Source organism: Arenicella xantha, from assembly GCF_003315245.1.
GTDB lineage: Bacteria > Pseudomonadota > Gammaproteobacteria > Arenicellales > Arenicellaceae > Arenicella > Arenicella xantha.
In genome coordinates this window covers 670,098-695,888 of sequence record NZ_QNRT01000002.1, presented here as the reverse complement: position 1 = coordinate 695,888, position 25,791 = coordinate 670,098, and the positions used below count along the sequence as shown (strand labels likewise).

At 47.2% G+C, this 25,791-nt stretch carries 24 protein-coding genes; 15 read left to right on the top strand and 9 right to left on the bottom strand.

All coding sequences use genetic code 11. The features are described from left to right. The first annotated feature begins 179 nt into the window (after positions 1 to 179). Together DFR28_RS08830 and DFR28_RS08825 are read left to right on the top strand one after the other, a co-directional pair. The gene (locus DFR28_RS08830) at positions 180 to 2,138 is read left to right on the top strand and encodes an alpha/beta hydrolase family protein (protein WP_113953967.1); all 1,959 of its coding nucleotides are present in this window, start codon (positions 180 to 182) and stop codon (positions 2,136 to 2,138) included. Between the two features lie 142 nt (positions 2,139 to 2,280). After that, the gene (locus tag DFR28_RS08825; protein WP_113953966.1) at positions 2,281 to 4,383 is read left to right on the top strand and encodes an adenylate/guanylate cyclase domain-containing protein; all 2,103 of its coding nucleotides are present in this window, start codon (positions 2,281 to 2,283) and stop codon (positions 4,381 to 4,383) included. An 18-nt stretch (positions 4,384 to 4,401) separates the two neighbouring features. On the opposite strand, the gene DFR28_RS08820 is transcribed toward DFR28_RS08825, so the two are convergent. From DFR28_RS08820 to DFR28_RS19840, 3 genes are all read right to left on the bottom strand, one after another. After that, on the bottom strand, positions 4,402 to 5,352 hold the full coding sequence (locus DFR28_RS08820; protein WP_113953965.1) for a DegV family protein: 951 nt from the start codon (positions 5,350 to 5,352) through the stop codon (positions 4,402 to 4,404). A gap of 125 nt (positions 5,353 to 5,477) precedes the next feature. Further along, the gene (locus DFR28_RS08815; RefSeq protein WP_113953964.1) at positions 5,478 to 6,701 is read right to left on the bottom strand and encodes a dipeptidase; all 1,224 of its coding nucleotides are present in this window, start codon (positions 6,699 to 6,701) and stop codon (positions 5,478 to 5,480) included. Between the two features lie 173 nt (positions 6,702 to 6,874). Continuing rightward, positions 6,875 to 8,365, bottom strand: a complete 1,491-nt coding sequence (locus DFR28_RS19840) for a M12 family metallo-peptidase (RefSeq protein WP_211316934.1) — start codon at positions 8,363 to 8,365, stop codon at positions 6,875 to 6,877. Between the two features lie 372 nt (positions 8,366 to 8,737). On the opposite strand from DFR28_RS19840, the gene DFR28_RS08805 reads away from it, so the two are divergent. Together DFR28_RS08805 and DFR28_RS08800 are read left to right on the top strand one after the other, a co-directional pair. Beyond that, positions 8,738 to 9,289: an XRE family transcriptional regulator gene (locus DFR28_RS08805; RefSeq protein WP_113953962.1), complete on the top strand. Its 552-nt coding sequence runs from the start codon at positions 8,738 to 8,740 to the stop codon at positions 9,287 to 9,289. Continuing rightward, the gene (locus DFR28_RS08800; protein ID WP_113953961.1) at positions 9,289 to 9,768 is read left to right on the top strand and encodes a GNAT family N-acetyltransferase; all 480 of its coding nucleotides are present in this window, start codon (positions 9,289 to 9,291) and stop codon (positions 9,766 to 9,768) included. Before DFR28_RS08805 ends, DFR28_RS08800 begins: the two co-directional genes overlap by 1 nt. A 90-nt stretch (positions 9,769 to 9,858) precedes the next feature. Here the strand turns inward: DFR28_RS08800 and DFR28_RS08795 are convergent, their stop codons facing one another. After that, the gene (locus DFR28_RS08795; RefSeq protein WP_147250970.1) at positions 9,859 to 10,371 is read right to left on the bottom strand and encodes a BLUF domain-containing protein; all 513 of its coding nucleotides are present in this window, start codon (positions 10,369 to 10,371) and stop codon (positions 9,859 to 9,861) included. 343 nt (positions 10,372 to 10,714) lie between these two features. Here DFR28_RS08795 and DFR28_RS08790 point away from each other — a divergent pair, with 343 nt between their 5' ends. From DFR28_RS08790 to DFR28_RS08765, 6 genes are all read left to right on the top strand, one after another. After that, complete coding sequence (locus DFR28_RS08790; RefSeq protein WP_113954547.1) at positions 10,715 to 11,074, top strand: hypothetical protein; 360 nt, start codon at positions 10,715 to 10,717, stop codon at positions 11,072 to 11,074. Positions 11,075 to 11,328: 254 nt separating this feature from the next. Further along, positions 11,329 to 12,072, top strand: coding sequence for a BLUF domain-containing protein (locus DFR28_RS08785; RefSeq protein WP_147250969.1), 744 nt, complete (start codon positions 11,329 to 11,331; stop codon positions 12,070 to 12,072). Continuing rightward, complete coding sequence (locus DFR28_RS08780) at positions 12,062 to 12,619, top strand: GTP-binding protein (protein WP_113953958.1); 558 nt, start codon at positions 12,062 to 12,064, stop codon at positions 12,617 to 12,619. The genes DFR28_RS08785 and DFR28_RS08780 overlap by 11 nt, the downstream gene beginning before the upstream one ends. Before the next feature lie 5 nt (positions 12,620 to 12,624). Next, positions 12,625 to 13,032: a roadblock/LC7 domain-containing protein gene (locus DFR28_RS08775; protein ID WP_113953957.1), complete on the top strand. Its 408-nt coding sequence runs from the start codon at positions 12,625 to 12,627 to the stop codon at positions 13,030 to 13,032. A 487-nt stretch (positions 13,033 to 13,519) separates the two neighbouring features. Next, a complete protein-coding gene (locus DFR28_RS08770) occupies positions 13,520 to 14,290 on the top strand; it encodes a hypothetical protein (protein WP_113953956.1) in 771 nt (256 codons plus the stop codon). 75 nt (positions 14,291 to 14,365) lie between these two features. Beyond that, positions 14,366 to 15,100 (top strand): MHYT domain-containing protein, encoded by a 735-nt coding sequence (locus tag DFR28_RS08765; RefSeq protein ID WP_113953955.1) that lies wholly within the window; start codon positions 14,366 to 14,368, stop codon positions 15,098 to 15,100. A gap of 265 nt (positions 15,101 to 15,365) precedes the next feature. Here the strand turns inward: DFR28_RS08765 and DFR28_RS08760 are convergent, their stop codons facing one another. Then, the gene (locus tag DFR28_RS08760; RefSeq protein WP_113953954.1) at positions 15,366 to 16,079 is read right to left on the bottom strand and encodes an AsmA family protein; all 714 of its coding nucleotides are present in this window, start codon (positions 16,077 to 16,079) and stop codon (positions 15,366 to 15,368) included. Between the two features lie 210 nt (positions 16,080 to 16,289). Here DFR28_RS08760 and DFR28_RS08755 point away from each other — a divergent pair, with 210 nt between their 5' ends. Next, positions 16,290 to 18,020 carry a tyrosinase family protein gene (locus DFR28_RS08755; protein WP_211316933.1) on the top strand — a complete coding sequence of 577 codons (1,731 nt, stop codon included), beginning with the start codon at positions 16,290 to 16,292 and terminating at the stop codon, positions 18,018 to 18,020. Continuing rightward, entirely contained in the window at positions 18,017 to 18,793 is a 777-nt protein-coding gene (locus DFR28_RS08750) for a copper chaperone (protein ID WP_113953953.1), read from the top strand. The genes DFR28_RS08755 and DFR28_RS08750 overlap by 4 nt, the downstream gene beginning before the upstream one ends. A gap of 296 nt (positions 18,794 to 19,089) precedes the next feature. Here DFR28_RS08750 and DFR28_RS08745 read toward each other — a convergent pair whose 3' ends face one another. The 3 genes from DFR28_RS08745 to umuD form a co-directional block, all read right to left on the bottom strand. Then, positions 19,090 to 19,785 carry an alpha/beta hydrolase gene (locus DFR28_RS08745; protein ID WP_281268379.1) on the bottom strand — a complete coding sequence of 232 codons (696 nt, stop codon included), beginning with the start codon at positions 19,783 to 19,785 and terminating at the stop codon, positions 19,090 to 19,092. Positions 19,786 to 19,902: 117 nt separating this feature from the next. Further along, a complete protein-coding gene (locus DFR28_RS08740) occupies positions 19,903 to 20,085 on the bottom strand; it encodes a hypothetical protein (RefSeq protein WP_113953951.1) in 183 nt (60 codons plus the stop codon). A 204-nt stretch (positions 20,086 to 20,289) separates the two neighbouring features. Then, complete coding sequence (umuD, locus tag DFR28_RS08735) at positions 20,290 to 20,751, bottom strand: translesion error-prone DNA polymerase V autoproteolytic subunit (protein ID WP_113953950.1); 462 nt, start codon at positions 20,749 to 20,751, stop codon at positions 20,290 to 20,292. A gap of 245 nt (positions 20,752 to 20,996) precedes the next feature. Between umuD and DFR28_RS08730 the strand changes: the two genes are divergently transcribed. Both DFR28_RS08730 and DFR28_RS08725 read left to right on the top strand, forming a co-directional pair. Further along, entirely contained in the window at positions 20,997 to 22,181 is a 1,185-nt protein-coding gene (locus DFR28_RS08730; protein WP_113953949.1) for a delta-60 repeat domain-containing protein, read from the top strand. Between the two features lie 592 nt (positions 22,182 to 22,773). Next, positions 22,774 to 24,318, top strand: coding sequence for a leucyl aminopeptidase family protein (locus DFR28_RS08725; protein WP_147250967.1), 1,545 nt, complete (start codon positions 22,774 to 22,776; stop codon positions 24,316 to 24,318). A 246-nt stretch (positions 24,319 to 24,564) separates the two neighbouring features. On the opposite strand, the gene DFR28_RS08720 is transcribed toward DFR28_RS08725, so the two are convergent. Further along, complete coding sequence (locus DFR28_RS08720; RefSeq protein WP_113953947.1) at positions 24,565 to 24,900, bottom strand: winged helix-turn-helix transcriptional regulator; 336 nt, start codon at positions 24,898 to 24,900, stop codon at positions 24,565 to 24,567. A 108-nt stretch (positions 24,901 to 25,008) separates the two neighbouring features. Here DFR28_RS08720 and DFR28_RS08715 point away from each other — a divergent pair, with 108 nt between their 5' ends. Beyond that, positions 25,009 to 25,776, top strand: a complete 768-nt coding sequence (locus tag DFR28_RS08715; protein ID WP_113953946.1) for an SDR family NAD(P)-dependent oxidoreductase — start codon at positions 25,009 to 25,011, stop codon at positions 25,774 to 25,776. The last annotated feature ends 15 nt before the right edge of the window (positions 25,777 to 25,791 follow it).

Genomic DNA, 25,791 nt, shown 5'->3' with positions numbered 1-25,791 from the left:
TTCGTTTTGACTTCGTTCTACTTCCTGGCTTGTACCTTTCTTGTACCTGTCTTGATCCTCTTGTGATCTCATCTTGTTCTGATTTTGAGTCTTGACTCGACAAGGAGTTTGACTAAGTTGCATTGCTTTGTTCCAATGCATTGAATCTCGCTTAGGAACCCCGTTGGAGGGAATTTAAAATGGATTATTTGATAGTACGTCTGCGCTGCCGCGCGTTTGTTGTGGCACTCGGTATCTTTTTATTGGCGAGTTTTAACTCGATAAGTCAGGCAGAGCAAGCTCTGACGGCAGAGACATTTGCGCGTTTACCCGATGTGTCGAAAGTAAGTCTATCGCCAGATGGAGCGCAGGCGGTGTCGTTGCTACGGTTTGAAACCGACGAGAAAAAAGGTGTTGTATTGCACTGGGTAAACTTAGTCACCGGCGACAAGAAAGCTATTCTTTCGACTAATAATGAGCGCTTTGTAATTCGTTGGATCGAGTGGGCGAATAACGACACATTATTATTAAGCACGGCCTACCCGACAAAAGTCTATGGCACACCCGTTACTGGTACGCGCTTACTTAGAATTGATATCAAGACAGCAGAAGTGACGTCGGCAATCCCGACAAGCTTGTTTGATCGGCTGGATTATGTGCCAACCCGCCAAGACCAAATTATCGATTTTCTGCCAGATAGCCCCGACGAATTTATTGTGGCGTTACGCACCAGTGATCAGGTTGCTACCGAGGTGTATCGTGTTAATCACCGCACAAAAAAGGTTAAACGGGTTCATCGACGTCGCGCTCAAACCATGGGCTGGATTACCGACCGTCAGCACGCGCTTAGAGTTGCCGAAGTGCAAGACGACACACGAATGGAATACAGTTATCGAACCAGTAAAAAGAAGCGCTGGCAGCCTCTGTTTGAATTTAATGTGTTTAGCGAGGACGAGCGTCGGCCGTTAGGCTTCGACTATGATCCAAATATATTGTTCTACTCAGCCCGGCATAACGGGTTCGATGCGGTGTTTAAAATGGATCTTAGGAACACTGAGCAAGCGCCAACGCTCGTGTATTCACAGGGCGATCGAGATATTAGCGGTAGTTTAATTTATTCGGAGAAGGCTCAGCGGGTTGTGGGCCTAAAGCACGCGACCCAAGCGGGTTATATATTTTGGGAGCCTGAATATGAGGGAATACAGAAATCGATTAACCGAGCGCTGCCTTCAAGTACTAACGAGATTGTCGACTTTAGTCGTGATGAACGAAAATTGTTAGTGTTAGCCAGCAGCGATCAAGACGCTGGAACCTATTTCTACTGGGACCGCGACAAAGGCACGATGCAGCGCATAGCAAGCAATTACGAGTCTCTCGATCCAGAGCGAATGGCAGTTAAACAAAGCATTCAATACCAAGCGCGCGACGGGTTGACTATTTCAGGTTATCTGACCAAGCCTCGGCTAGAGTCAGCCAAACCGTTGCCGACCATTATCTTTCCACATGGTGGTCCTATTAGTTATGACGGCAAAGGCTTTGACTATTGGACACAGTATTTTGCTAGTCAGGGCTATGCTGTGCTGCAAATGAATTTTCGCGGATCGTATGGTTATGGGTATGACTTTATGACCTCGGGTTTGCAGGACTGGGGCGGAAAGATGCAGACCGATGTCGAAGATGGCACGCGCTGGATGATTGAACAAGGAGTAGCCGATCCGAAGCGAATTTGTATTGTTGGTGCTAGCTATGGTGGTTATGTCGCATTGATGGAGGCGACCAACGATACTGACTTGTATCAATGCGCTGTCAGTTTTGCCGGAGTGACTGACCTAAGGCACCTAGTTAACAGTTCTCGCCATTATACTAATTACGATATTGTCAAACAGCAAGTGGGTTCTGAGCGCAATAAATTGGACGCTAGTTCACCGGTCAATCGAACTAATAATATATCCATTCCGGTTATGTTGGCACACGGCACTAAGGACTTGCGTGTGCCTTTCGCTCAAGCTAAACGTATGCGTAAAAGCATGGAGAAGGCGGGCAAAGACTTAGTCTATCTAGAGCTTGAAGGTGGTAGCCATTACCTGAGTAATGAGGAGCATCGACTCGAATTCTTCAAACAAATGGACACATTTTTACGGCAGCATTTATCACTTTAATGTTTATATCAGCGCTGGCGGCGTGTTCGATGCCGCCAAACCGCTAAGATAAACTGGTTTACCTAGTGTTGCCTGTGTTGGCTTGGTGTTTCACTTCAGCAAGCGTTATATTGTAGGCGGAATTGGTTTGTAGGGGAGTCGCATGGAAGTAGGCAACAAAACAGTTAATGCATCTCGACGTTTCACACTCACGTTACGCAAGGCACTTATGGCTGCCTTGTTGACTCTGCCGATTGTGATGGTCGCCTTGCTTGGGTATGTGGCGTACAACAATGCCCTTGAAATTATCGATGATTTAGGCAAACGTATTATTCATCAGGCAACCGAGCGGGTTCGTGCTGAAGTATCGTCTTTGCTGAACGAGGCGTCGGCGGTTAGCTATGCAAATCGCGATCTGATTCAACATGTGGAGCCGAACGATGATCGTTTAGCTGATGACTTTCGCCGCCAAATCGAGCAATTTCCTGATTTCAGTTATTTGTCGTTTACTAGTGAAAGCGGCGACTATCTGCATGTGCAACGCACCATTGATGGTGAGCTTTTGCAGCTGCGGATTACCCAAGGGATAAAGCAATCGTTTAAATGGCAGTCGAACGCTTGGATATCAAATGAAGACGGCCAGCCGACCAAGGATGATCAGCGTCAAAGACCTTATTATCAAGCAGCGGAAAAGTCAGCTAAGCAAACTTGGACTGATGTGTATATGTTTGGTACGGCGCCAGGCCAGCAATACCCCGGCTTAACCTGCGCCACGCCAGTTTATGACGACGACGGTGATTTAATCGGTGTGCTGACTACCGACTTTGCACTCACCGCATTAGGCGCTTACCTGGGCACACTTAATGTGTTTGAGTCTGGCGAAGCGTTTATTTTATCTGGGCAACAGATCATTGCGCATCCTGATGTTCGGCAAGTGGTTGAGCCCGTGGCTAAGGCTGATCCAAACGCCTCATTACACACCTCGTCACACGCCCCCGACCCAGTTATTAGAGGCTTTGGTCACGCCATGCAAATAGGTACGGAGTCGCCCATTGCCGAGTACCAATGGCAGGTGGCTGGGGTTGAATATCTTGGTTTTACCGAACCGCTGATTAACGTTCAAGGTTTGGATTGGTCGGTGGCTATCATGGTGGCTAAGCATGAGCTAACCGAATCAGTAGAAGAAGCTACGATGGTGGTTGTTTGGATTGCTATAGCCAGCTTACTTACCTTGATTCTAGTGGGTATTATTTTGGCACGCGCAATTGCGCATCCACTGCGTCGCTTAACCGCTGAAGTAGCGCAAATAGGGCAGTTTAAAATTGACCCAACGCCGCTGCCCGAGACCTGGTTATGGGAGGTTGAAAAACTTTCGAAGGCTACCGAAGAAATGAAAACTGGGTTGCGCTCATTCAGTAAGTTTGTGCCGGTCGATTTAGTGCGCTCCGTGATCACTACTGGTGTCGAGGCTGAATTGGGCGGTGAAGAACGAGTTTTAACGGTATCGTTTTCGGATATTGTCGGATTCACCAATATCGCCGAGCGTCTGCCACCTGCTGAGTTGGTGGAACTTCTTGGTCAGTACATGGGCGCAATGACCGAGGAGATTATTGCTACTCGGGGCACGGTTGATAAGTATATTGGCGACGCCATTATGGCATTTTGGGGCGCGCCAGAGTCAGACCCAGATCACGCTAGTCATGCCTGCGATGCCGCACTGCGTAACCTAAAGCGGCTTGGTGCCTTGCAGGCGCATTGGCGTCGTACTGGCCAGCCTGAGATTGACTGCCGAATTGGCTTGAATACTGGAGCTTTGGTGGTCGGCAATATGGGCAGTGAGCATCGTTTGAATTACACCGTGATTGGTGATGCAGTTAACTTGGCGGCACGGCTTGAAGCGTTGAATAAATTGTATGGCACCTCGATTTTAGTAAGTGAATTTACCGCCAACTGTGTCGCTGATAACTTTCTGTGTAGGCCGATTGAGCGAGTAGCGGTCAAGGGTAAATCGCAAGGGGTATTGGTGCATGAACTGATCACATGGCGTGAGCAAGCCAGTGATCAGCAGCAAGCCTTGGTAGCCGTATCAGCCTCAGCTTTAGCCGCCTATGAAGCAAAGCGTTTTGCCGAAGCGGCCAATGCATATCGTGAAGTCTTGGTATTGCGACCCAACGATCAAGCGGCACAGTATTTTTTACAGCAATGTTTGGCTTATGTTGCCACGCCACCGAGTCAAGATTGGACGGCAGTGCGCAGCATGAACTGATCCTTTACGATGCTGGGTCTAAGCTGGTAGCGCTTTTTGATTTTTCGGTGCGATGCCAAGGGCAAATGCGCCGGGGCCATACACCACGCTGGCGGCTAAGCTCATAACGCCTTTAAGCACCGTTATCTTATGTTTTTTGGCAGTGCTCATCATTAAATCGTAGTGTTCAAATGTCTCAAGTTCACGCGGGTCGCCGGCATAACTTAGGTTGATTAACGGCACATACAAGCCTTCTTCAATCATGGCGGCTGCGTGTTTAAACAGGTGACCTATTGAATTAGGCAGACCGCGCTTAGTTAAAACGGGTTTGGCGATGTGATCATATTTGATTTGAACTATCGGATTAAGCCCGACTGTTTTACCTAGAACCGCAGCGGGTAGACTAACGGTTTTCACACCGCGTTCGAGTCCACGTTCGCGTGAATAGTAAATATCCGCCACCACCGGGTAGCAATGCACCAGTTTGACTAACTTGTTCATGGTTTTCGTATATTCAGCCATGTCGGCACCTTTGCTGAGCAGCATGTCAGCATAGATCGCAATTAAACCTTGACCGGCAATGGTAGTGCCGGTGTTAACACAAGACATGCGAAACGGATGCTCGATATTCATTCGGTCGCGTATTGCGCGAACTCGGCTGGTGATATGACTAGCCGCTTGTTCAAAATTATCGTACGTGTCACTAACTTGGCGAGACACGGTTTGACAAAATGCATAGTCGCTATACGGCGCGACCTCGCGTGCGATTAAGTTCGAGATATCATCTTCGCTGGGCGCTGACGATGAAACTTGTGACTTGATATTCAAGGAATCGCCTTGGTAAAAATCAATCAAGGTTTTTTCATCAAAGGTATCGGGCATGATCTTACCGTCTAATTCAACAGTGACTGGCATGACCTTGAATGGCCGGCTTTCCAGAACATGGTTCGGAATGCCAGCGATAGAATCGATGATAATTGTATACTTCATAAAGTTTCTACTCCCCTTGAATAGAATAAACTGCCCGGGCTAAAACGGCTTGCGGGATCCAACGTTAAATCTTCTACCAGATATGTACTAAAAAGGTGCGGTTGGTGTCAATCAGCGTCGCGGTACTACGTGCTAGGGCCACTAAGTTTGGCCGCTACCGTTTCAACTTGTTGCCACACTCGTAGTAAGTTACCACCGAGTATCTTGCGAATGTCCGGTGTTGAATAACCTTTGTTCATAAGACCTTGCACCAAATTCGGGTACGTGGCGACATCTTTGAGGCCGGTTGGCAGAGAATCACCTACACCATCGTAGTCTGATCCGATACCAACGTGATCGACACCGACCAGCTTTACCGCACGGTCTATGTGCTCAACAACATCGTCTAATGACGCATAAGGAAACGGATTGTTAGCTCGATACTGGTCGCTGAAGAGTTTTGCTTGCGGGCTCTCAGCACCGAATTCAGCGTCTACTTTGTGTTGGGCTTGGTCGCGGACGTTATACCAGTCCTGAGCTGTTTTAGTCAGGAACGACGAACCAAAGTTAATCATAATAATGCCATCGTTGGCTGCCAATGCTTTGACCATCGCATCGTCCATATTACGTTCAAAGCCGGGCGTGAATGAGCGCAAAGATGAGTGTGATGCAATCACTGGGGCTCGGCTGACTTTGAGTGTATCGTAAAATGCGGCGTCGGACACGTGGGAAATGTCGACCATGATCCCTAATTGATTCATGCGCTGTACGACTGTTTCACCAAACGGACTTAGGCCATCCCATTGACGGTTGTCATCGTAGGATGAGTCAGAAATATCATTGCTTTTTGCATGCGTTAGCGTGATGTACCGAATGCCGCGTTGATAAAACGCATCGAGGTTTTTAAGTTCGCCTTGCAATGGCGCACCATTCTCCATGCCTAAGGGGAGTGAAATTAAGTCTTTATCAAACTGTTGCTGAACCTCGTTGGCCGAGCGAGCGATGGCAAACTTTTCTGGAGCGCGCCCGACTATCGCTTCGACTTGATCTATTAGTTGGTGAGCGCGCTGGGTTGACGCATCGGTACCGTCTAATGATGAGGGCACATAGATAGACATAAACGGCGCGTTTAACCCGCCAAGCTTGGCGCGCGGAAAGTCAAAATCCCCGCTATTCGTCGCCGCCGATACGTTCTCCCATGCTTCGAATACTCGATGTGGGACGTCAATATGGCCATCCACGATAATTGAAGACTGAGCTAACGCGATTGCTTCTGGTGAGGCGGATACTGCCGCAGAGGCATTCGTTGTGTTGCAGGCAGTCGCGCTAAGGCAGGCAGATAGAACAAGCTTGGAAACGTAAGATCGCATAAGTTACACAGATGGTTGGGGTTCTCACATGCAATGACCATAGCAATGCATGAGTGGGGATTGCAAACGCTTTTTATCTCGCGTACGCGCGCCAAAGTAGCGCAGCTCCGCCATTGGGTTCGATGCCGGAGCGGCAGCAAAACCAATGGCGAAGACTCAATATTAGGCTTGCGTTAAAGGCATATCATGGCGACCTTCCGGTTGGCTAACACGAGTGGCAGACACAGGTCACTTTCGCATACGTCACCGGTACCGTTGTTGTCAGAGTCCAATTGCTCAGGGTTCTCTAGCAACGGGCAATTATCAATTCCGTCGTTAACGCCGTCTCCATCATCGTCGTTGTCGCAAGCATCGCCTTCACCATCAGAGTTGGTATCCGTCTGACTTGGATTGGCGACATTCGGGCAATTGTCGACGTCATTTTTTACGTTGTCTTTGTCATCATCATTGGTGGTGTCGATGCGAAAGTCCCTGATTAGTGGTGCACTAATATTAAAGCTGGTTTTATTGTCAGCTGGGTTTGGCTGACCATTAGGAATGCCGCAGGGTTCACCGAGACAGTCTTGTTGGGGGTTGGAAAATACGTATCCCCACGCTGCGTCATTTAGGTATGACATGATGGTGCCTTGACTGCCGTTGCCATGACCGCAGGCATAACCGGTAAAGCCGCCGTCGCAGGCAGACCGTTGATTTGGGTTAGCTGATACGTGTTCATGGCCTGAACCTAGATTGTGACCAATTTCATGAGTAAACACAGAGTTTGTTCCATTTTCATACCGTGCAAACTGCGATACCGAGAAGGCATAACCAGGGTGATTTCCGTTGACATACGCAATGCCCCCAAAACTATTAGCCGCACGGTATGGCAACACGGTGACCAAATCAGCGTAGTACTGGTCTCGAATAGCGTCGATGCCAACAAAGTCGCCATTTGAGCTTGCAACCTCCGCATCGTTTCGAACCATCGACAGTAGAGAGCCTACGTTCGCATTATTATCAAATGCCCATTGTTGTGCGTGAGCCAGTTTGAGGTCAATGTTGATGCCACTGCGATCATAGGCGGCATTAGCAAATCCAATGGCTTGATTAATTCGTGTTACTGGGTCACCAAACCCGTTGGCAAATTCACTGGAATATACTGCCAGTAACGTGATTTCGACTTTCGCTGAAGCTGCTGCCGGCAGGGCTTCGAGTTCAGCTTTGGCAGACTTAAATTGCGCGTCGCTCAGCGGCGTGAAATCCGGTGGGTAGCGCATATCATTTTCAAGATTTATGTTGGGCTCTAGGTACTGTTGATCCACTAACACCGGGAGTTTGTCTTCGTCTACATCAATCGAGTAATTATGAGTCGGGCTATTAATGTTGGCGAACGTAGCCTGATTGCCAAAGGTCATGATGGCATTGCCGTTATCGGCAAAGGTGGCTTCGATTTGTCGGTCGCCATTTTGCAAGGTACGCTTTTTGATTACCGTGAGCTTGATAGACGTGTTATCTGGCAAGGATATGGTTAATTCAGTACCTATGTCAGACTCACGCGCCGCGGGATTAACCGTAATCGAGTGGAGTGCTGGGTCAGTGTGCTTTTTTGCCAGAGTCGTGCTGCTTGCGTAACCGAAGAGCTCGATGCTTTTAGAGGTAGTCGCGTGGACAGCAAAAGCGTTCATAGCAAAGGCGCTGCCCGTTAACCATAGTAGTATGAGCGCGCAAGAGCGGGTCGCTGACAGGGCTAGCCAAGTGCTAAAAAAATTATTGGTAGACATAAAGTTCCTAGGTGATGAATCAGAGATATCTACCCAACCGCGCTAAGTTTAACTTATATTCGTCCAGTTTTTTATCGAAACACACTAATAGTTTACCGCGCGCATACAAATCGACCTTGGTGTTAATCAGTGGGTAGAGTGCGTGTTTTTGACTTGTTGTAGTGACTGGCTTGGTTTAGAATCTCATAATTGGGATTGAATCTAGAATATGGTCATTGCGTGAAGTGACGGGGCTACGAAAAAAAAAGAGTGAGTATTGAAAAGAGTAAGAATTGAATGTTAGATAAGCAATTAGCGCGGCACCTTGAAAGTATTCGGCATCAACATGAGCTGTCGCTTGCGGAGGTTGCCGAAGCCTCAGGAGTGAGTCGTGCCACTTTGTCGCGTATTGAGCGTGCAGAGACTAGCCCTACGGCGAGTGTCTTGGGGCGTTTGTGTTCGACCTATGGCATCACTATGTCGCGACTTATGATGAAAGTTGAATCGGCGAGTCCACGTCATTTGCTGTTCGCCGATGCCAAGACCTGGGAAGACCCTGAAACCGGTTATAAACGAACTGTGATCTCGCCACCAACTCACGATTATGCCATCGAGATTGCCCATGGCGAGCTGCCGCCCGGGGCCGATGTGCGTTATCAAAAGCCTCCTCAACAAGGTCTGGAACAGCATTTAGTACTAATCTCTGGCGCGTTAAACGTGTCGTTTGATGGTGCCGATTACTCGATGTCGCGGCTGGACTGTGTGGCTCTTAAGCTCCGTGGTCGCTCGCGCTTTCGCAACTTAGGTGAGGTTCCGGCCAGCTATCTGATCATCAATGGGCAAGCATAATGGAAATTAGGCAAGCAGACTTTTCGTCTCCACAATTATTGAATCTGCTCCAACAGCATTTAAGCGGTATGCAAGAAAACTCTCCGCCAGAAAGCGTGTATGCGCTCGATTTTTCTGGTTTGCAGGCGCCGGATGTGTCGTTTTGGGCTGTTTGGGAAGGCGAGCAATTATTAGGGTTTGGAGCGTTAAAGCAACTCTCCAACACGCATGGCGAGATAAAGTCTATGCGTACGCATCATGCACATCTGCGTCGTGGGGTATCGGCATTTTTATTACGCCATATTATAGCGCTGGCTAAACAGCGTCGGTATCAAACGCTGAGCCTGGAAACCGGGTCAGGCAAAGCGTTTCTGCCAGCGATTAAACTGTATAGATCTTTTGGGTTTGTTAGTTGTGGGGCATTCTCTGACTATCAACAAAGTTCGTTTAATCAGTTTATGGCCTTGGATCTAACGGCGGCGCAACGCTGTGATCGGTAACGCGACCGAGCTTAAAGCTAAATGGCCAATAGGTACTATTCAATAGGTACTATCCCAATAGGTACTATGTGGGTATCAGAAGATTGGAGTTTAATAGCGAGCTGGGATCAGCCGCTGCCACCAGTGCAGTTTTAATCGATAACAAGCTTTCAGCTTCTCATTCTTGAGCGATGTGTCTTTTAGTTGGCTAAATAGATGCAGCAAGCTATTTATGTCTGATTCATCAAATTCAGACGGTGTGAATGACGAGTAGCCACGACTTTTAATGAGGTCTGTGACGGCATTACCAATCGGAACATACTTCATTGACCATGCCTTAAAGTATCGTCGCCGAATTTTCTTGCAGAAGGATATCTTTAGGTCGCGGTGTCGGTCGTCTTGACGAATTTTTTCTACCAGGTTCAACACCATCGACTCATCGCCTTCCAGGCATTGAAAAAAGTAGCCGTCTGCGTAGTAGAGAACACCGCCGATTTGTGCGCTTTGATTATTCACGCGCGACTGTGCCAAAATCTCGATGATGTCTGGCTCAAGTTCGGAAGATCCAACACTGGGCTCAAAGCAAGCGCGGCTGGCGTAGGCCAAGCGTATTAATTTTGCCATTATGTGAACTCCGTTAAACTGATAGAAACCGTTGCTATAGTACTGTAATCCGAGCCACTGCACAGCAGTGTTGGCGCGAATTAGGGCGGATTGAGATGATTGCAAATGAGGTTTTTGTGTTTATCTTCACCAGCTTCTCATTGTTGGAACTTCTATTGCAATTAACTTCGCGTTGCTTGCGGCAACCTTGTTCGGTGGCCGTGCTTGACAGTCATGTTCAGAGGGAATGTAAATTTTACTTTTTGCTAGACAGCGTGAATATCTTTGAGGTATCGTGAAATCACTAGCAGTAAGGGCTGCCGGTAGACAACAAGTGTAAATGACAATTTTCTTGGGGGATAATATGTCGGATATAAACGCTACTTTGAAGGATTTACTAGCTATTGATGGGGCGATGGGCGCATGCATCGTCGACTACACATCAGGAATGTCACTCGGAACCGAAGGCGGAGGTGTTGATCTCGATCTAGCCGCTGCAGGGAATTCCGAAGTGGTAAAGGCCAAGATGGCCACAATGAATTCGTTAGGTATTGAAGGAAGTATTGACGATATTTTGATTACCTTGAAGGATCAACTACACATCATTAGACCCAGTGTGAAACATGCGGGCCTATTTATCTACCTAGTACTCGATAAAGCCAAGGCAAATTTAGCGCTTGCTCGGCGCAAAGTACAAGTGTTCGAGGATCAGCTCGAAATATAGAGTCGTATTGCTGACGCCGAATCTAAGCGCAGCAGATAACAGATGGGCAGATGTCAGACAGAAGTAGTTCAACGGAGCCGTATTAGTCTGAATCGTTTGACCAAGATACTTCCACCGCTGAGAGGTAAATCTTGGGTTAATAACACCATTCGGGCGCTTTCGCCTATATCTGTCTATTTTTAACTGGGGCCTATCGTTCGTGTATAGCCTGGCTCCATGCAAATTTCACAGCTAACTTTTTAGGGAATTTACTCGTGAAAATCATTATGTATATTAGCCGAGTCGCGTGCCGACGAAATGGCGCAACGATTCCAGTTGGTCTCTCGGATATTTACCGAGTGTCATTGGCCAACAATTCAGCAAGAAATCTAACGGGTATCTTAACTTATCGGGCGGGACACTATTTAGGCGTATTAGAAGGCAGCGCCGATGAGGTGGATAAGACGTTTCAGCAAATCGGTGCGGACGTGAGAAATCAAAACGTCGTAAAACTGATTGATACACCAATCGCTAACCGGTTTTTTCCGGATTGGCGCATGAAGTTGTCTGAAAAATTGAGCGTTAACTCCAGTTTTGTAAACGTTATGTCGAAGCACTATGGGCGTATCAACGCTTTACCTGTTGACGTTGTGAATTTATTGAAAATGTTCTACGACGTTGATGCTATCGAGGTGCCGCGACCTCGCTCGTTCGACGGTAAAACTATTTCATTGTCAACCTGGCCGGACTTCTCAGTTGTCGAGCAGACGCCCGCCAATATCGAACTCTGTGCCAAGTTGGTATCATCGCAACATAGTTACAAGCAAGTACTTGATATAGATTTTGCTGGAGATCGAAGTAGGCTTAATGCCTTGCTAATTGAATTTGACGCAGAAGGTTTATTGAATGTTGCAGAGCAGCACGCAACAACGGTATTGCCAGTACTCGAGACCGCCGCGGTTAGATTCTACGCCAAAATGAAACAGTTCATAGTTGTGGGGTACGCGAATGAGTTATAAAAAATTGGCCATAATAGGTGAAGTCGGCTCGGGCAAGACCCAATTAGTGCAGACCCTGAGCGAGATTAACCCACTGCAGACTGAGGTCGAGTCGAGTATTGATATAGGTAAACAGTTCACCACCGTTGGTATTGACTACGGGCGTATTAGTTTAAGTGATGACGCTGCGCTTGGCTTGTATGGTGTGCCAGGTCAAGAGCGCTATTCCTTTCTGTGGGACATGGTCAATGAATCGTTGTGGGGTTTGGTGTTGTTAGTGACCCTCGACGAGTCGCCGGACTTAGATCAACTGGATCGTTTGCTGACTTTTTTCGATCCTGCCAATCGTAACACCAGCGTGGTTGCGGCGATTACGCACAGCGAGAATGCTAACGCAAAAGAGTTGCATGCACTTGGTGTTGAAATGCGTTCCGCGTTACAAGGCCATGGGGTCAACGCGCCGGTATTGCATATCGATGCTAGAGATAAAAATTCAGCTATGATGGTGCTTGTGGCTCTCAATGCAATTAGCCGATATCAGAATACTAAACAGTTAGGAGTTAGCTGAATTCAATGAATGTGGAGAATAGTTTTTTCGACGACCGAGTTATGGCCGAAGTTTCAGAGATGTTGAAATCAGTTTGTGTCAACTCACAGGAAATATTCCTAGTTAGCCTGTGCACGGCCGATGGTTTCAATATTAGATCGTTCGCGTCTGAAACATTAAGCGTTGAAGCCGATAAAGTGTCAGCGATTGCCAGTACCATTGGCTCGCTTAGCGATTCAGCATCTCGGCAAATCATGCTGGTCGAATCACAAACCACTACGATTGAGACCGCCAACGGTAATATTTTGTTTTTGAGTTGTATGTTGGTGGGTAAACCTTGTGTTCTGACATTGGCGGCTAAATCATCAATGCAGTTAGCAAATGCTCGATTTGCGGTGATGCGACTGGCTCAAGCGTTGGCTAAAATCGCCTAGTGTTAGTCGAGCAATTTAGGTCGCTGAGCTGTCACTACTAGAGCAAACATGAGTTGGACTGTTCGGCTTAATTGTGCGGTAAAAGTTTGCTGTACAGAACAGATGAGTGTGGCCGATGGTCGGACATTTGACTGTTCATAGGTAGAAGGTGAATTAGGATTTTTGTTTAGTGCGATTGCTGGAAAATCTAGGGCCGGTCTAGCGATTAAGAATCGATTTTACTACTAAATTTAGCTGGGTCGAACGTGTGCTTTACTATAAAAATTAACGCAGCGCATGTCATCGCTGAGGTCATATTCCTTTTAAAAACCGATATTTAGCGTAGTTGCTTGACGCATGACAGAGAGTGATTGTAAAAAAACTTAAAATCGATTGAAAAGTACTAGCGCCATTTATTTATTCGTATAACATCCGCCCGCACAGGTGCTCATAACTAGGATTGGTTAATGAGTGGTCGGGGTTAAGTATCAATATATAGGCTAATAAAGTGAAATTTTCATGTGCGCTCGAGACGGCGTCTGACAGCATTCGGCTGGTCAAAGTAGTCTCCTATTTAATTAAGGCTGATTATCGACTTATGTCGCAACGACAAGAGCCCTCTAAAAAGGGCGGGCACGTAATCTACGTGGTTGCCGAGAGTATGTCAGGAAAGCCGCAAGATACGATCATCGAGGACTTGAGTTCCATCGAGGGTTGCACTTTATTGAAGATTAAATTTGCCGAGTCTAAATCTGGCGCTAAGTCTAGCTCTAAATCTGGTACTCAGTCGTCCGGCGCTACACCGAGTAATACATCGGCGTCGGCTGACCCGGTCAGCATTGCTGAAGAGAAGCGAGTGTTGGCTAAGATTGGTGAAAAATATCCCAAAATCGTGCCCATTGTTAAAAGCTATGCAGCTTCATTGGAAAGTGATGTTCGCAACGAGCGACTGCGCACGTTGGGAAGTAAGGTTGGTGCTGGAATTTATCAGCGTGACTACGACTTGGGCAGCCCGCTAAAGATATCCAAAGCATTGAGTCGTGAATTGCGACCAGCACTTAAAGAGTTCTGCAAGGTGGAAACGGATGAGCAGTCTGTGGTGCTAATGAACTGCCCGTTCTGCGCGGATAAAAGTTCAGACCCGGTTTGCTGCGAGTTTGTGGCTGGCTATATATCTGGTTTTCTTGGTAGTAATCCTGCAGTTGGGCAATGCGAGGTGAGCGAAACCAATTGCGGATCGGAAACCAATAATGACTGCACTTTCTTTATCGACGTATAACAAACACTTATTGCGCAGTGGTTTTCGAATCGTTGCCTGAACAAATTAACATCAAAATATTAGGGGTAATACAACATGATAGAAGCACAATATGACTGGACCTTAGTTCTGGTCTCTTACGCGATTGCCGTATTTGGTTCATACACTGGACTAAATTTGGCTATTCGAATTCCGAAGGCAAAACCAGGTCGTGACCTGATGATGTGGTTAGGTATGGCCGCTGTCGCAATTGGTGGAGCGATTTGGTCAATGCACTATATTGGTATGATGGCCGTTGACATGCAAATGCCTGTTAGCTACGACTTAGGATTGACTATAGTGTCGATGCTTCTTGCCGTAATTTTTGTTGGAATCGGCTTATTTATTGTAGGTCGTGGTGCTTCAAGCACAGTGAAGTTGTTGGTCGGTGGTGCGATCACTGGAATGGGTGTGGCTGCCATGCATTACACCGGTATGGCGTCGATGAACATGCCTGCGACCGTTTCGTATGACACGGTGCTATTTACCCTGTCTTTGATTATTGCTGTGGTTGCTGCGATCGCGGCTTTATGGCTTGCATTCAACCTACGTGGCTCTGCCCAACGTATTGGTAGTGCGTTTGTAATGGGCTTGGCGGTATGTGGCATGCACTATACCGGAATGGCCGCCATGAAGATGACAGCGACTACTCCAATGGCAGAGATGGCCGCCTCAGGTGGCTCGTCGTACGGTTCGTCGATTACGATTTTCGTAGTGACTGCCGCGCTAATGGGGTTGTTGCTGTTTATTGCATCACGCAATGCTCCTAAGACTAAAAAACTCGTATTCTAGTCAGTTTTTTACTGAGGAGTTAGATCACGAAAGCGGTGCTTAACTGGCGCTAATAAGCTTCATGATTTGATAAATTAATGCCTCCGACCCAATTTTGGGCGGAGGCATTTTTTATGGCCTAACTGTGGTTTAACTCTGTCCAAACAACTGTGGCCTAACAACTGTGGCCTGTCCTCTCGAGAGCTTTTTCGATAGCGATTCGGCTGGATCTCCTGAGGGTACTTGTTGTTCGCCGATTCAACCGGTCTGGGAATATCAGCCTGCTCTAGAGTCCGAGCCCCTTTAGTTTATCGCCCAATTTTTCTTCAAGCTTTTGTTTAATCTTATCTTTTGCGCTGGCCTTAAGTTGATCTTGGGCGTACCGCGAGACTTGCCCGGACACATGCTGACTTAAGCGACTTAGGATTTCATCACCAAGTTGATCAATATTGCCATGTAGATCTCGCATTACTAAGTCGTCCATCACGAATTGGCGTTCGCCTAGTTCGGGCTCAATGATATTTAAGTTGATAGTCCCTCTGGTGATTTCGATTTTTTTAATCGATAGAATGATTTGATCATCTGAGTTCGCTGACGACGCATCTGTCGGTGATGCTGGAGGCATATTCTCCAATAATGCTTGAAAGTTATTGTTACTGCCAATGAGCTCCGCATAAATTGTCGGTTCATTGATGCTGATTGAGTCAATGCTCTGCTCTTGATAGTTCACCACCGCCTCAAGATGAGCTGCGGTAAATGCGGACTGTTTGCTAAAGCCGTTCGGATTGGCGATGGTTAGGTCAAACACCGAGGCTGAACCCTGTTTAAGGTCGGTCGATACGCGGCCTACATCCACCGCAACACCAAGCGTCAAGGTGCCTTCGGTCTTAATAGCATCGGCTATTAGGCCATCGAGTTTATTGAAAAATAGTGTTGCACCTAGGGCGACAAGAGCGATTAGTAAGAGTCCGATTAGGAGGAGTTTTTTGATGCGAATCACCTATAGCTGTTGATTGATGGAGCGGCTATAGAGCCGTTCTCTAAGCGAATTACACTAACAGCTTTTGCTTAGTGGTTTCAATATTGTTAGTAGGTGATTGCACGCGCGCTTGCTAGCTACATGCTCAAATATCACAAGGAGTGTGATAATTAGACATTAGTCCAATTGCGTATGATCTAGTGCATGGGCTAATGTAAATTAGTCGAGCGAATGAACCTGCTCGTAGTCGTTTATCTGGGGGGATACGTTACATACACCAGCTATCGTGTGGATAACAGCGATGGCATTGGGTGTTGGTTGCGAGTGATTTGGTCTAGGAGCGTAAGTTTTACGCATTTCTCCTCCAGTGAACTGATTGAATCAGCAATTAGCTGGTTTTTAACTGACCAAGGAGAATGGAATATTATGTCGAACTACACTCGATCAAACGCATGGGACCATAACGGAACCTTCGAGAACAGCGATCTATTTTGGTATGCAAAAGGGGTTGGTGTGATGCAGTCGCGCAGTCTAGATGATCCAAACAGTTGGTGGTTTTTTGCCGCTATTCACGGTGAGTATGTTTACACGCCGCAACGAGGTTATCCGGGTTGGGCCTACATTCCGCCGACACCAGCGGTTCCCACATCGCCGCTGCCATCGCAAGCTGTTTATGATACTTACTGGAATCAGTGTCAGCACCAGAGCTGGTACTTTTTACCGTGGCATCGCGGCTATTTGATTGCGCTTGAACAACAGCTTCGAGAAGCGATTATTGGGCTCGGCGGGCCAAAGAATTGGGCGTTACCTTATTGGAATTATTTAGGTGCGGGCGCTGAGTACAAAATGCCACCAGCTTTCCAACAGCGAACCTTGCCGGACGCAACGCCAAACCCTTTGTTTGTTACCGCACGTTATGGCCCACAGGGCGATGCAGACATCTATATTCCAATTCCACCGGTATCAAGACAATGCATGAGCAATGATCTATTTACTGGAAGTAATATTAATACACCGCGCCCAGGGTTTGGTGGACCTGAGACTGGGTTCTCGCACAACGGCCGGCAGTCGGGAAATCTTGAAAGCAATCCGCATAACCAAGTGCACGTCGATGTTGGTGGTGAAGCGCCGGATGGGAGTCTCTGGGGGCTTATGTCGGACCCTGGTATTGCGGCTCTCGACCCAATATTCTATTTGCATCACGCTAATATTGACCGAATGTGGGCGGTATGGAACGCGAGTGGTAATGTGAACCCAACATCGGACAAATGGCTGCAAGGTCCGGCGGCCGCTGGTGAGCGTGGTTTCATTATGCCGAAGCCGGGAGCCACGCCATGGGTTTACACTCCGCAGGAGGTTGACGATATGGCGAAGGTTGACTATACCTATGCTGGGCTCAGCGCTGAGGCTGCTCAGCCAGTTAGCGCAACCTTGCCAAGTACCAAACGCATGGCTCAATTTGGTGTTGAATTTTCAGAGGCAGTTCTTATGGCAGATAATAGCGACAGCGATTCCGAATTACTTGGTGCTCAAGACGGTCGGCAGAAAATCGAAAGTTCTGGACTCCGAGCTTCAGTCAAACTCGACTCCGGTGCTCGGAATAAGATGCTTTCGAGTTTTGCGGCAGCCTCGGCTAGTGCGCCGCCGAACCGCGCGTACTTGCAGCTCGAAAATGTGCGCGGCACACGTGATGCGAATAAGTTAAACGTGTTTGTGAATGGCAGCCCTGCGGGCTCAGTGGCGCTGTTTGGTTTACGCCGAGCGAGTATGAAAGACGGTGAGCACGGAGGATCAGGGCTGACGCTTGAGGTCGACATTACAAGCATTATCGACACCTTGCATTTAGATAACGCACTAGACGTCGATGCTTTGGATGTGCAAATCCTGCCTGAGCGAGGTGTAGCTGCAGAAGCAGAGTTAAGTGTTGGTCGAATTAGTATTTATCGTGAAGGGAATCTGTGAGTGAACACATTCGTGTATATCGACAGATAGTGACTAGTGTAGTGGGGGCCAGCGCAGTTGCGTGGTCCCTGCTGTTAATCGGTTGGCTGTCTGGCGGTGCCTCGCAAAGCACTGCTTTTCACGCAGATTGGTGCCAAACAGGGGCAGTCGCGCGTCAATTTATGATGGCGTCCTTTACGCAGATTGTCGCTGATATCGTATCTATATCGAATACCAAATCATGGTTCTTAATGTTGCTTGCGATGATGTTACCGACGCTGGTTAGCCCAATTCAGCATGTCTATGAACGAAGTTTCAAGCAACGACGCGCCCGCTCGATTATGTTGTTTTGCCTTGGTTACAGCGTTGTGTGGTTAGTTGCGGGCACGCTGATCCACCTTTTGGTCGCGAGCTTAGCGGTGTTGCTGTCGCAGAGTTATTGGCTTGTTGCAATGGGTATTCTAATAGCGTTTATCTGGCAATGTTCGCCGATTAAGCAGCGCTGTTTAAATCGCAATCACGAGCATAGCGAGCTGCGTGCTCATGGTTTTGCTGTTGATATCGATGCCGTGCGGTTTGGCCTAAGACATGGATTCTGGTGTGTTGGTTCATGTTGGGCATTAATGGCATTGCCACTGATGCTGCTACAGCTGCATGGGTTGGCGATGGTTGCGGTGATGTTGCTAATGGTCGGTGAGAGCCTAGAGCGTCCTAGTATGCCGCGGTGGCGGCTGCGTGGTCTGGGTAAATTGTACTCGCTTGCTAAGCGCAAAACAGCGCGTGGCATACGTTAGAAATCGGCACAGTGAATAGTGATTGTTAGTTTCATCTGATCGCCAGTGATAGCCCTAATTAGTAACACGAGTCGCAAATGATGAGTTTTTTAGATCGTGAGGTTCGATATTCCCCAGTGTGGAAGGCGGCAATAAAGTGCGAGACTGTCGTTCTACAACTTATTTAGGACTTTACTATGACCACTCTAAAACAATTCTTTCAGTCACTTATAAACTCACAGAGTCGAACCATTCAATGTAACTATCGCAATGATTACTATGGTGACTTACATTGCGATAAATGTCAGTAACGAAGCTTAGTCTGACGAGCCATTGATCGTCGCCAATAAGTCGGCTAATGAATGATTGATACCGCTTAAATCCGAGCTCGATGAGAGCCGATGATCGCCGTTTTTAATCAAGGTAAATGAAGCGATTCCGCTCGCTAGCTGATCGAGAATAGCGAGTGATCGCTGCCAAGGTATAACATCGTCATCTTGCCCATGGATTAAATGCATGGGCTGTGAAAATGCCGCATCTGATTCCAATAAACGGTACTGGGCGCCGTCTTCGATCATTGCTTGATAAAGCCGATAGTCTTGTTCGTCATCGTACTGGTTCGGTAGGGCATAGTAAGCGCGCCCGAGTGAGTCGGTGCTCAGTGGCACGCCACGTAGTCGCTCAGGGTAGTAGTGTGTCATATCGACTGCGCAGGCGATGAGTATTAAGCCAACTATTTTTTCTGGCCTTCGTTGTGTGGCGAGTAGCGCCAGCCATCCACCGAATGAACTGCCGATTAGCACAACTGACTGGTTCTCGGCTACCGAGTCTATTATCGACAGCGTGTCATCCAGCCAAGTCGATATGGTGCAATCGCCGAAGTCGCCACCTGATTCTCCGTGTGCTTGGTAATCAAAACGAATATATTCTTGGCCATTGCTTGCACAATAATCTTCTAGAGCAACAGCCTTGTTGCCCATTCGGCTAGAATTGAAACCGCCACAAAAAATCACGCAAGGTCCCTGACCTTGGTGATGATCGTAAGCGAGTTCAGTAGGTTTTAGGGAATTCACTATAGTGGACCTGTTGCTCAAGAGTGGCCGAGCTGCCTCAAACCGAATTTATCGGCTTTACAGTCCGGACTCTCCTTTAGGCTTTGCTTCGTACTCTTCAACCATGCGAGTGGTTACCTCGACAATCTCAGCTCGAAGCTCCTTAGCGTTTGTAGGGGCGTAGACGGCGATGCGCGAATAGCCTTTGTCAGCCATTTGTTTACGAAAATCTGCTTTTTCTTTGGAACCGTTGCGTGGCATGGATAATCTCCTATGTTCTTGTCCTATGTTCTCGATAGGGCGATCATAACTGCTTTTGTTCATGTTAAAAGTGCTTATTGAATCAAGAGTCGTGCATGACGCTATTTAAGCAAATGTTTTAACGTATAACGGTTCATGTTTCGGCAAATGCGATGCCCGAGTTTTGATGATGAATCCGTTATACCGCTTGGCTTATAGGTAAGCTCAAAATGTCGAATGAATAACGAAGGTTACAACGCCAAACACGTCAAAATCATCACTGCTACCGATCTCAATGTTGGAGAATGCGTCATTACGTGGTTCTAATACGAGTTCCGGAGACGTGCGTAAAACCTTGACCGTGAAGTCACCATTCAACGCTGCAACCACAATGTTGCCATCGACAGCACGGATTGACCGGTCGACTACCAACACATCGCCATCGTGAATGCCTACACCGGTCATAGATTCGCCTGATGCGCGCACGTAATAAGTAGTGCTCGGATTTTGGATGCACAGTTCATTTAGGTCCAAAGATTCCTCCCGCAGGTCCATAGCTGGTGATGGGAATCCAGCTGGCACATAGCTGCCAAACAGGGGGGCGCGAAATTCAGATAATTCATTGGGCAATACCGGTTTAGCATCGCCAAAGACATCAAAGTTTAGTTGGCGCTGTGGTGAGGTCATGGTGGTTTTTGCAATCGCGTTCTTGAATAGTGTACAAATATAGCATGAAGATAGATTAAGTAAATAGTTAGCTAAACAAGATCAGGTTAACACGGCGATTTTCGATCTCTGAGTTCGAGTTAAATTAGCAAACTTGATGAGTGATCACGGATTTTGCGAGTGGTATTGTGCTTAACATCAACTATTTATGGCAGCGGGTTAGTACGCTTGTCAGCCTAAAACACTATTAACTGCAAGGAGATTGCATGAAAAACCACATAAACGGATTTGTAAAATTCCTCCATATTTCACTCGTTTTGGTTGTAACACAGTCCCTAAGTATTGCGGCAGATGGTGACCTTGATTTGGAGTTTGCTCCTGAGATTGTTGGCACGGTTCGTGCAATGGCTCAGCAAGATGACGGAAAGTTGTTAATCGCCGGCGGCTTTTCCAGCATTGCTGGGGTTGAGCGTACTTCGCTAGCAAGGGTTAACCTGGATGGCTCGGTCGACATGAGCTTCAACCCTAATATTGTTGGGTCGGTAAGTACGGTTTTGGTGCGCGACGATGGCAAAATAATGATCGGTGGTTTTCTCACTAAAGTTAATGACGTTACACGCAACCGGCTCGCATTGCTAAATGCTGACGGCTCGCTCGACATGTCGTTCAACCCGAATGCTGATAATGCGGTTTTTACGCTTGTCGAGCTCGCCAGCGGGAATATTGCGGTAGGCGGAGGGTTCACGGCGATAGATGGAGAAACCCGTAACCGGATGGCGGTGATATCACCTGCAGGCGAGCTTGAAGCTTTTAACCCGGACGTCGGCGCAACGGTATTTTCATTGGTAGAGCAAGCTGATGGAAAAATCTATATTGCGGGTAGTTTTACTAGTGTGGCGGGCGTCACAAGGCATCGCTTCGCGCGACTAAATAGTGACGGATCACTCGACACCAGTTATGCAGTCAGCTTAAACGAGTTACCCAAACCGTTAGTGGCTCAAGCCGATGGTAAGATGCTCCTCGGTGGATCGTTTACCACAGTAGATGGCATACCAAGACTTAGGATTGCCCGGCTTAATGCGGATGGTTCTCTGGATACCGAGTTCAGCCCTAGTGTTAACGCTAGTGTTAACACCATACTTGTTCAAACCGATGGGAAAATCCTGCTAGGAGGTGTATTCACCTCTGTCAACGGTGTACCGATGATGGGGATTGCTCGCCTCAATTCCGATGGCTCGTTAGACGCTGACTTTACCGCCAGTGTTCATGGACAGGTGCAGTCGTTTGCGCAGCAAGAAGACGGTGATCTTTTAGTCGGTGGGAGTTTTAGCATGGTAAATTCAACTGCCCGCGAAGCTATTGCTCGCTTACAAAACAGACTGCCAGATGAAGACGGTGTGTGTGTGCCTGTGAAAGCGGTAAATGGCAAATTGGCGATTGTTTGCCTCTAGACTCAGCAGTTGTTTCGTGAATATTAAGCAACTGCAGTTAATAAAGTCTTCAAAGGCTGGGTTTTATTCAAGGAGCTCTAAAAATAAAACTCTAAAATAGCGTGCTGTTATGGTGCAGACGCTAATTAAGTTGGGGAAGTGGTGTCGTATTAATGGCACTTAACGTCCCCAACTGACAGGCTATTTGTCGAACACACCTTTAGGCGCTTTTTTTGCCATTTTTGCCGCTTTTTTTTCTTTTGCGGTAAATAGTGGTGCTTTCTTGTTTTCTTTATTACCTTTCTTTTCCTTGCTCATGGTATTGGCCTCTAGTGCCTAGTTAAGGTTGCAGATAGTGCAAATTGTCACGAGTCGGATACGTCTCTGTTTTCCTATTCGTGGCAATCACCATAGCACCCTTTTCAATCTAACGTGTTGAATAATATCGCTGCGGTAATGTTCGTTACCTACGAATGTTTTGTCTAGCCCCTTGGTGAACCAACGGTTCTCCTGATTTATTCGGTGGTGGCCAAAAATCACGACTTGTCGCGGCGTACGGTTTAGAATCATGCTCAAGTTTTGAAAATTTGAATTACTAGTTGGAGAGTATGTCGTGAAAATTTTGGGTTTCTTGATAGTTTGGATGGGGTTGGTTTCTACGTCTGTTGCACAACAAAATTTCGAGTTTGCATCGTTTACCATACCGGAAGATGGGCGAATAGTGCTTCCGGTGGCTGAAGGTGAATCATTTAATGGTGTGGCGGGTACCATCGACGTATTGACTAAAGGCGCACTGACCGTTGCCGCTCAAGACGCGCACTTCACTGGGGAAGTTGGTTCAACTTTAACCTTGCGTGGTGTAACGCCATTTTCTCGAATTGACCTTATTGGTGTTGGTTCTGAAACCGTTGGGCGAGTAGCAGCTGAAAATTTTGGTGGTACAGCGTCCGCATTACTTGGTGATACCGAAGGTGGTAGCGTACAAATTCTGTGGCCACAAGAAAATATCGATGCGGATGCCACGGCAGCCCGAGTAGCGCTAGGTTATCAGCTTCGCAGCTATCGCTTTGATCAACATAAGGCCGAACCCTTGAACCGAGATACGCTGCCTAGCATTAAGTTGTTCAGCGATGATGATTCCGCAACAGCCTATAACGATGACCTTAAGTTCTTAGCAGAAGGTGTGTTTTTTGCAAGGAATATGAGCTCAGAGCCGGCAAATATTATCTATCCTGAGTCGTTTGTTGAGCGTGTTCGAACCGAGTTTGCCGACTTAGCTAATGTCTCAATCAAAGTTTTAGATGAAGAGGACATGCAGCGGCTTAATATGGGCGCATTGTGGGGAGTTGGTAAAGGCTCATCACGGCCCCCGCGCTTACTTATTGTTGAGTATATGGCCGGCGGTAACGAGGCACCGGTGGTATTGGCTGGCAAAGGTATTACCTTCGATACTGGTGGCATTTCAATTAAACAAAATAAAAACATGTGGATGATGAAGGGCGACTTAGGCGGTGCTGCTGTGGTCACCGGAACGCTACTCGCAGCGGCTAAACGCGGTGCCGCAATTAATGTAGTAGCGCTTGCGGCATTGGCTGAAAATATGCCTTCTGGGACGGCTATCCGCCCAGGTGATGTGTTGCAATCTATGTCAGGCTTGAGTATCGAAATATCATCGACCGATGCAGAAGGGCGCTTAGTGCTCGCGGACGCGGTGCACTACGGTCAAATCATTTATGAGCCTAGAGTGCTAATCGACGTGGCAACGTTGACCGGCTCGGTGGGGCGTGCTCTGGGTGATGAATACGCGGGTGTTTTTGGTCGCCATGATGAGATTATCGAGCAATTGTCAGCAGCGTCCGCTGCGGCCGGTGAAGGTGTATGGCGCTTGCCGCTAAACCAATCTCACTTCAAACAGATCGAATCGAAATACGGCGACATAGTAAATGGCGGAGTAGGTAGTCCTGGTGCCAGTGTTGGAGCGGCATTCATCGGCTCATTCGTTAAAGAAGATCAAGTCTGGGCGCATTTCGACATCGCAGGCGTTGATTACCTCGACGAAGACCGACCAACGGTACCAAAAGGTTATTCTGGCTGGGGAGTGCGCACGTTGGATGAGTATCTTCGTCATACTCGCTCGGTTAAACAGGGCGCTGAATAAATTCTTACAACTTTGCAATCGAGTTGGTCACTGCAAGCTTTCGTTCATGAACAATATCGCACGAATTCGTCTGGCTAGTATCCAGTTGCCCTAATGCTCGGTATCGGCGGCCGTTGAAGTGCAAATAAGGAAACTACACCAGCGTCCCTAAACATAAAGAGGTGGAGCAGATTACGCTAGCGCTCTCGTCCGCGGCAAGATGAGAGCGCGAAGTTTTCTAACTAAGCGAGTTGTTATGCTTTTGAGCTAAACATTCATTTCATTTTGTAGTTCTCTCAATTGATCAAGAATACGTATGAATCTTTTACCAAAAGGCGTCACTTTGTATTCAACTTTTGGCGGAACCTCGTTGTATTCAATTCGCTTAATAATGCCAAACTCTATATTTTTCTTCAGGCAGTCATTAAGTACTTTTGTTGAAAGGCCTTCAACACTGCGTACCATCTCCCCTGGGCGATTAATTTCTTCAGCCAAAAGCTGATACACGGTAAGTGACCATTTGCATCGAAAAACACTCTCTATCATCCTCGCGCTTCGTTCTGGAGGAGAGTTTCTCAAAAATATTTTTCTGTTATTAATCATTAAGATATACCTAACTGTACCTACCTTACCCAATTGTGCCTACTTTTGAGGAGCAACCAATACTTGTAACCTTTTAATTCACTTACATAAACGTAACAGGATTATCAGATGCAAAACACAAGCCAAGCTACCGCACTCATTATTGGTGGATCAAGTGGAATGGGATTGGAAAGCGCGAAATTATTATTGAAGCGTAATATAAAAACAATCGTTGTTGGACGGAACCTAGAGAAATTGAATCAAGCCCGTCGGGAGCTTGCTGAATATGGTGACCTAGAAACTATGCAGGCCGATTTATACCAGGTGGAAGGTATACAGCGAATTGTTGAGCTTGCTAACAACAGCACTCAGCACATCAAGTATTTAGTTAACTCAGCTGGTTATTTTAAACCCACACCATTTCTTGATCACAGTAATGATGACTATGACACTTATCAAGAATTGAACCGAGCCATTTTTTTTATATCACAAGCGGTCGCTAAAAATATGCTTGCTAACTCTGGTGGGGCTATCGTCAATATTGGGTCTATGTGGGCTAAACAGGCGATTAAAGCGACGCCTTCTTCAGCCTACTCAATGGCAAAAGCGGGCTTGCATGCACTCACTCAACATATGGCAATGGAATTAGCTGATCACAATATTCGCGTGAATGCCGTATCTCCCGCTTTAGTTAAGTCTACGATTTTCGAGTCGTTTATTGATCCGAATGCGATGGATGAAACGCTAGCTACTTTCAATGGTTTTCATCCAATCGGTAGAATCGGCCAACCAGAAGAGATAGCTAAAACAGTTGATTTCTTATTAAGTGATGATACCAATTGGGTCACTGGTGCCATATGGGATGTTGATGGCGGAGTGATCGCCGGAAGAAATTGAGACTGGCAGCTAAGC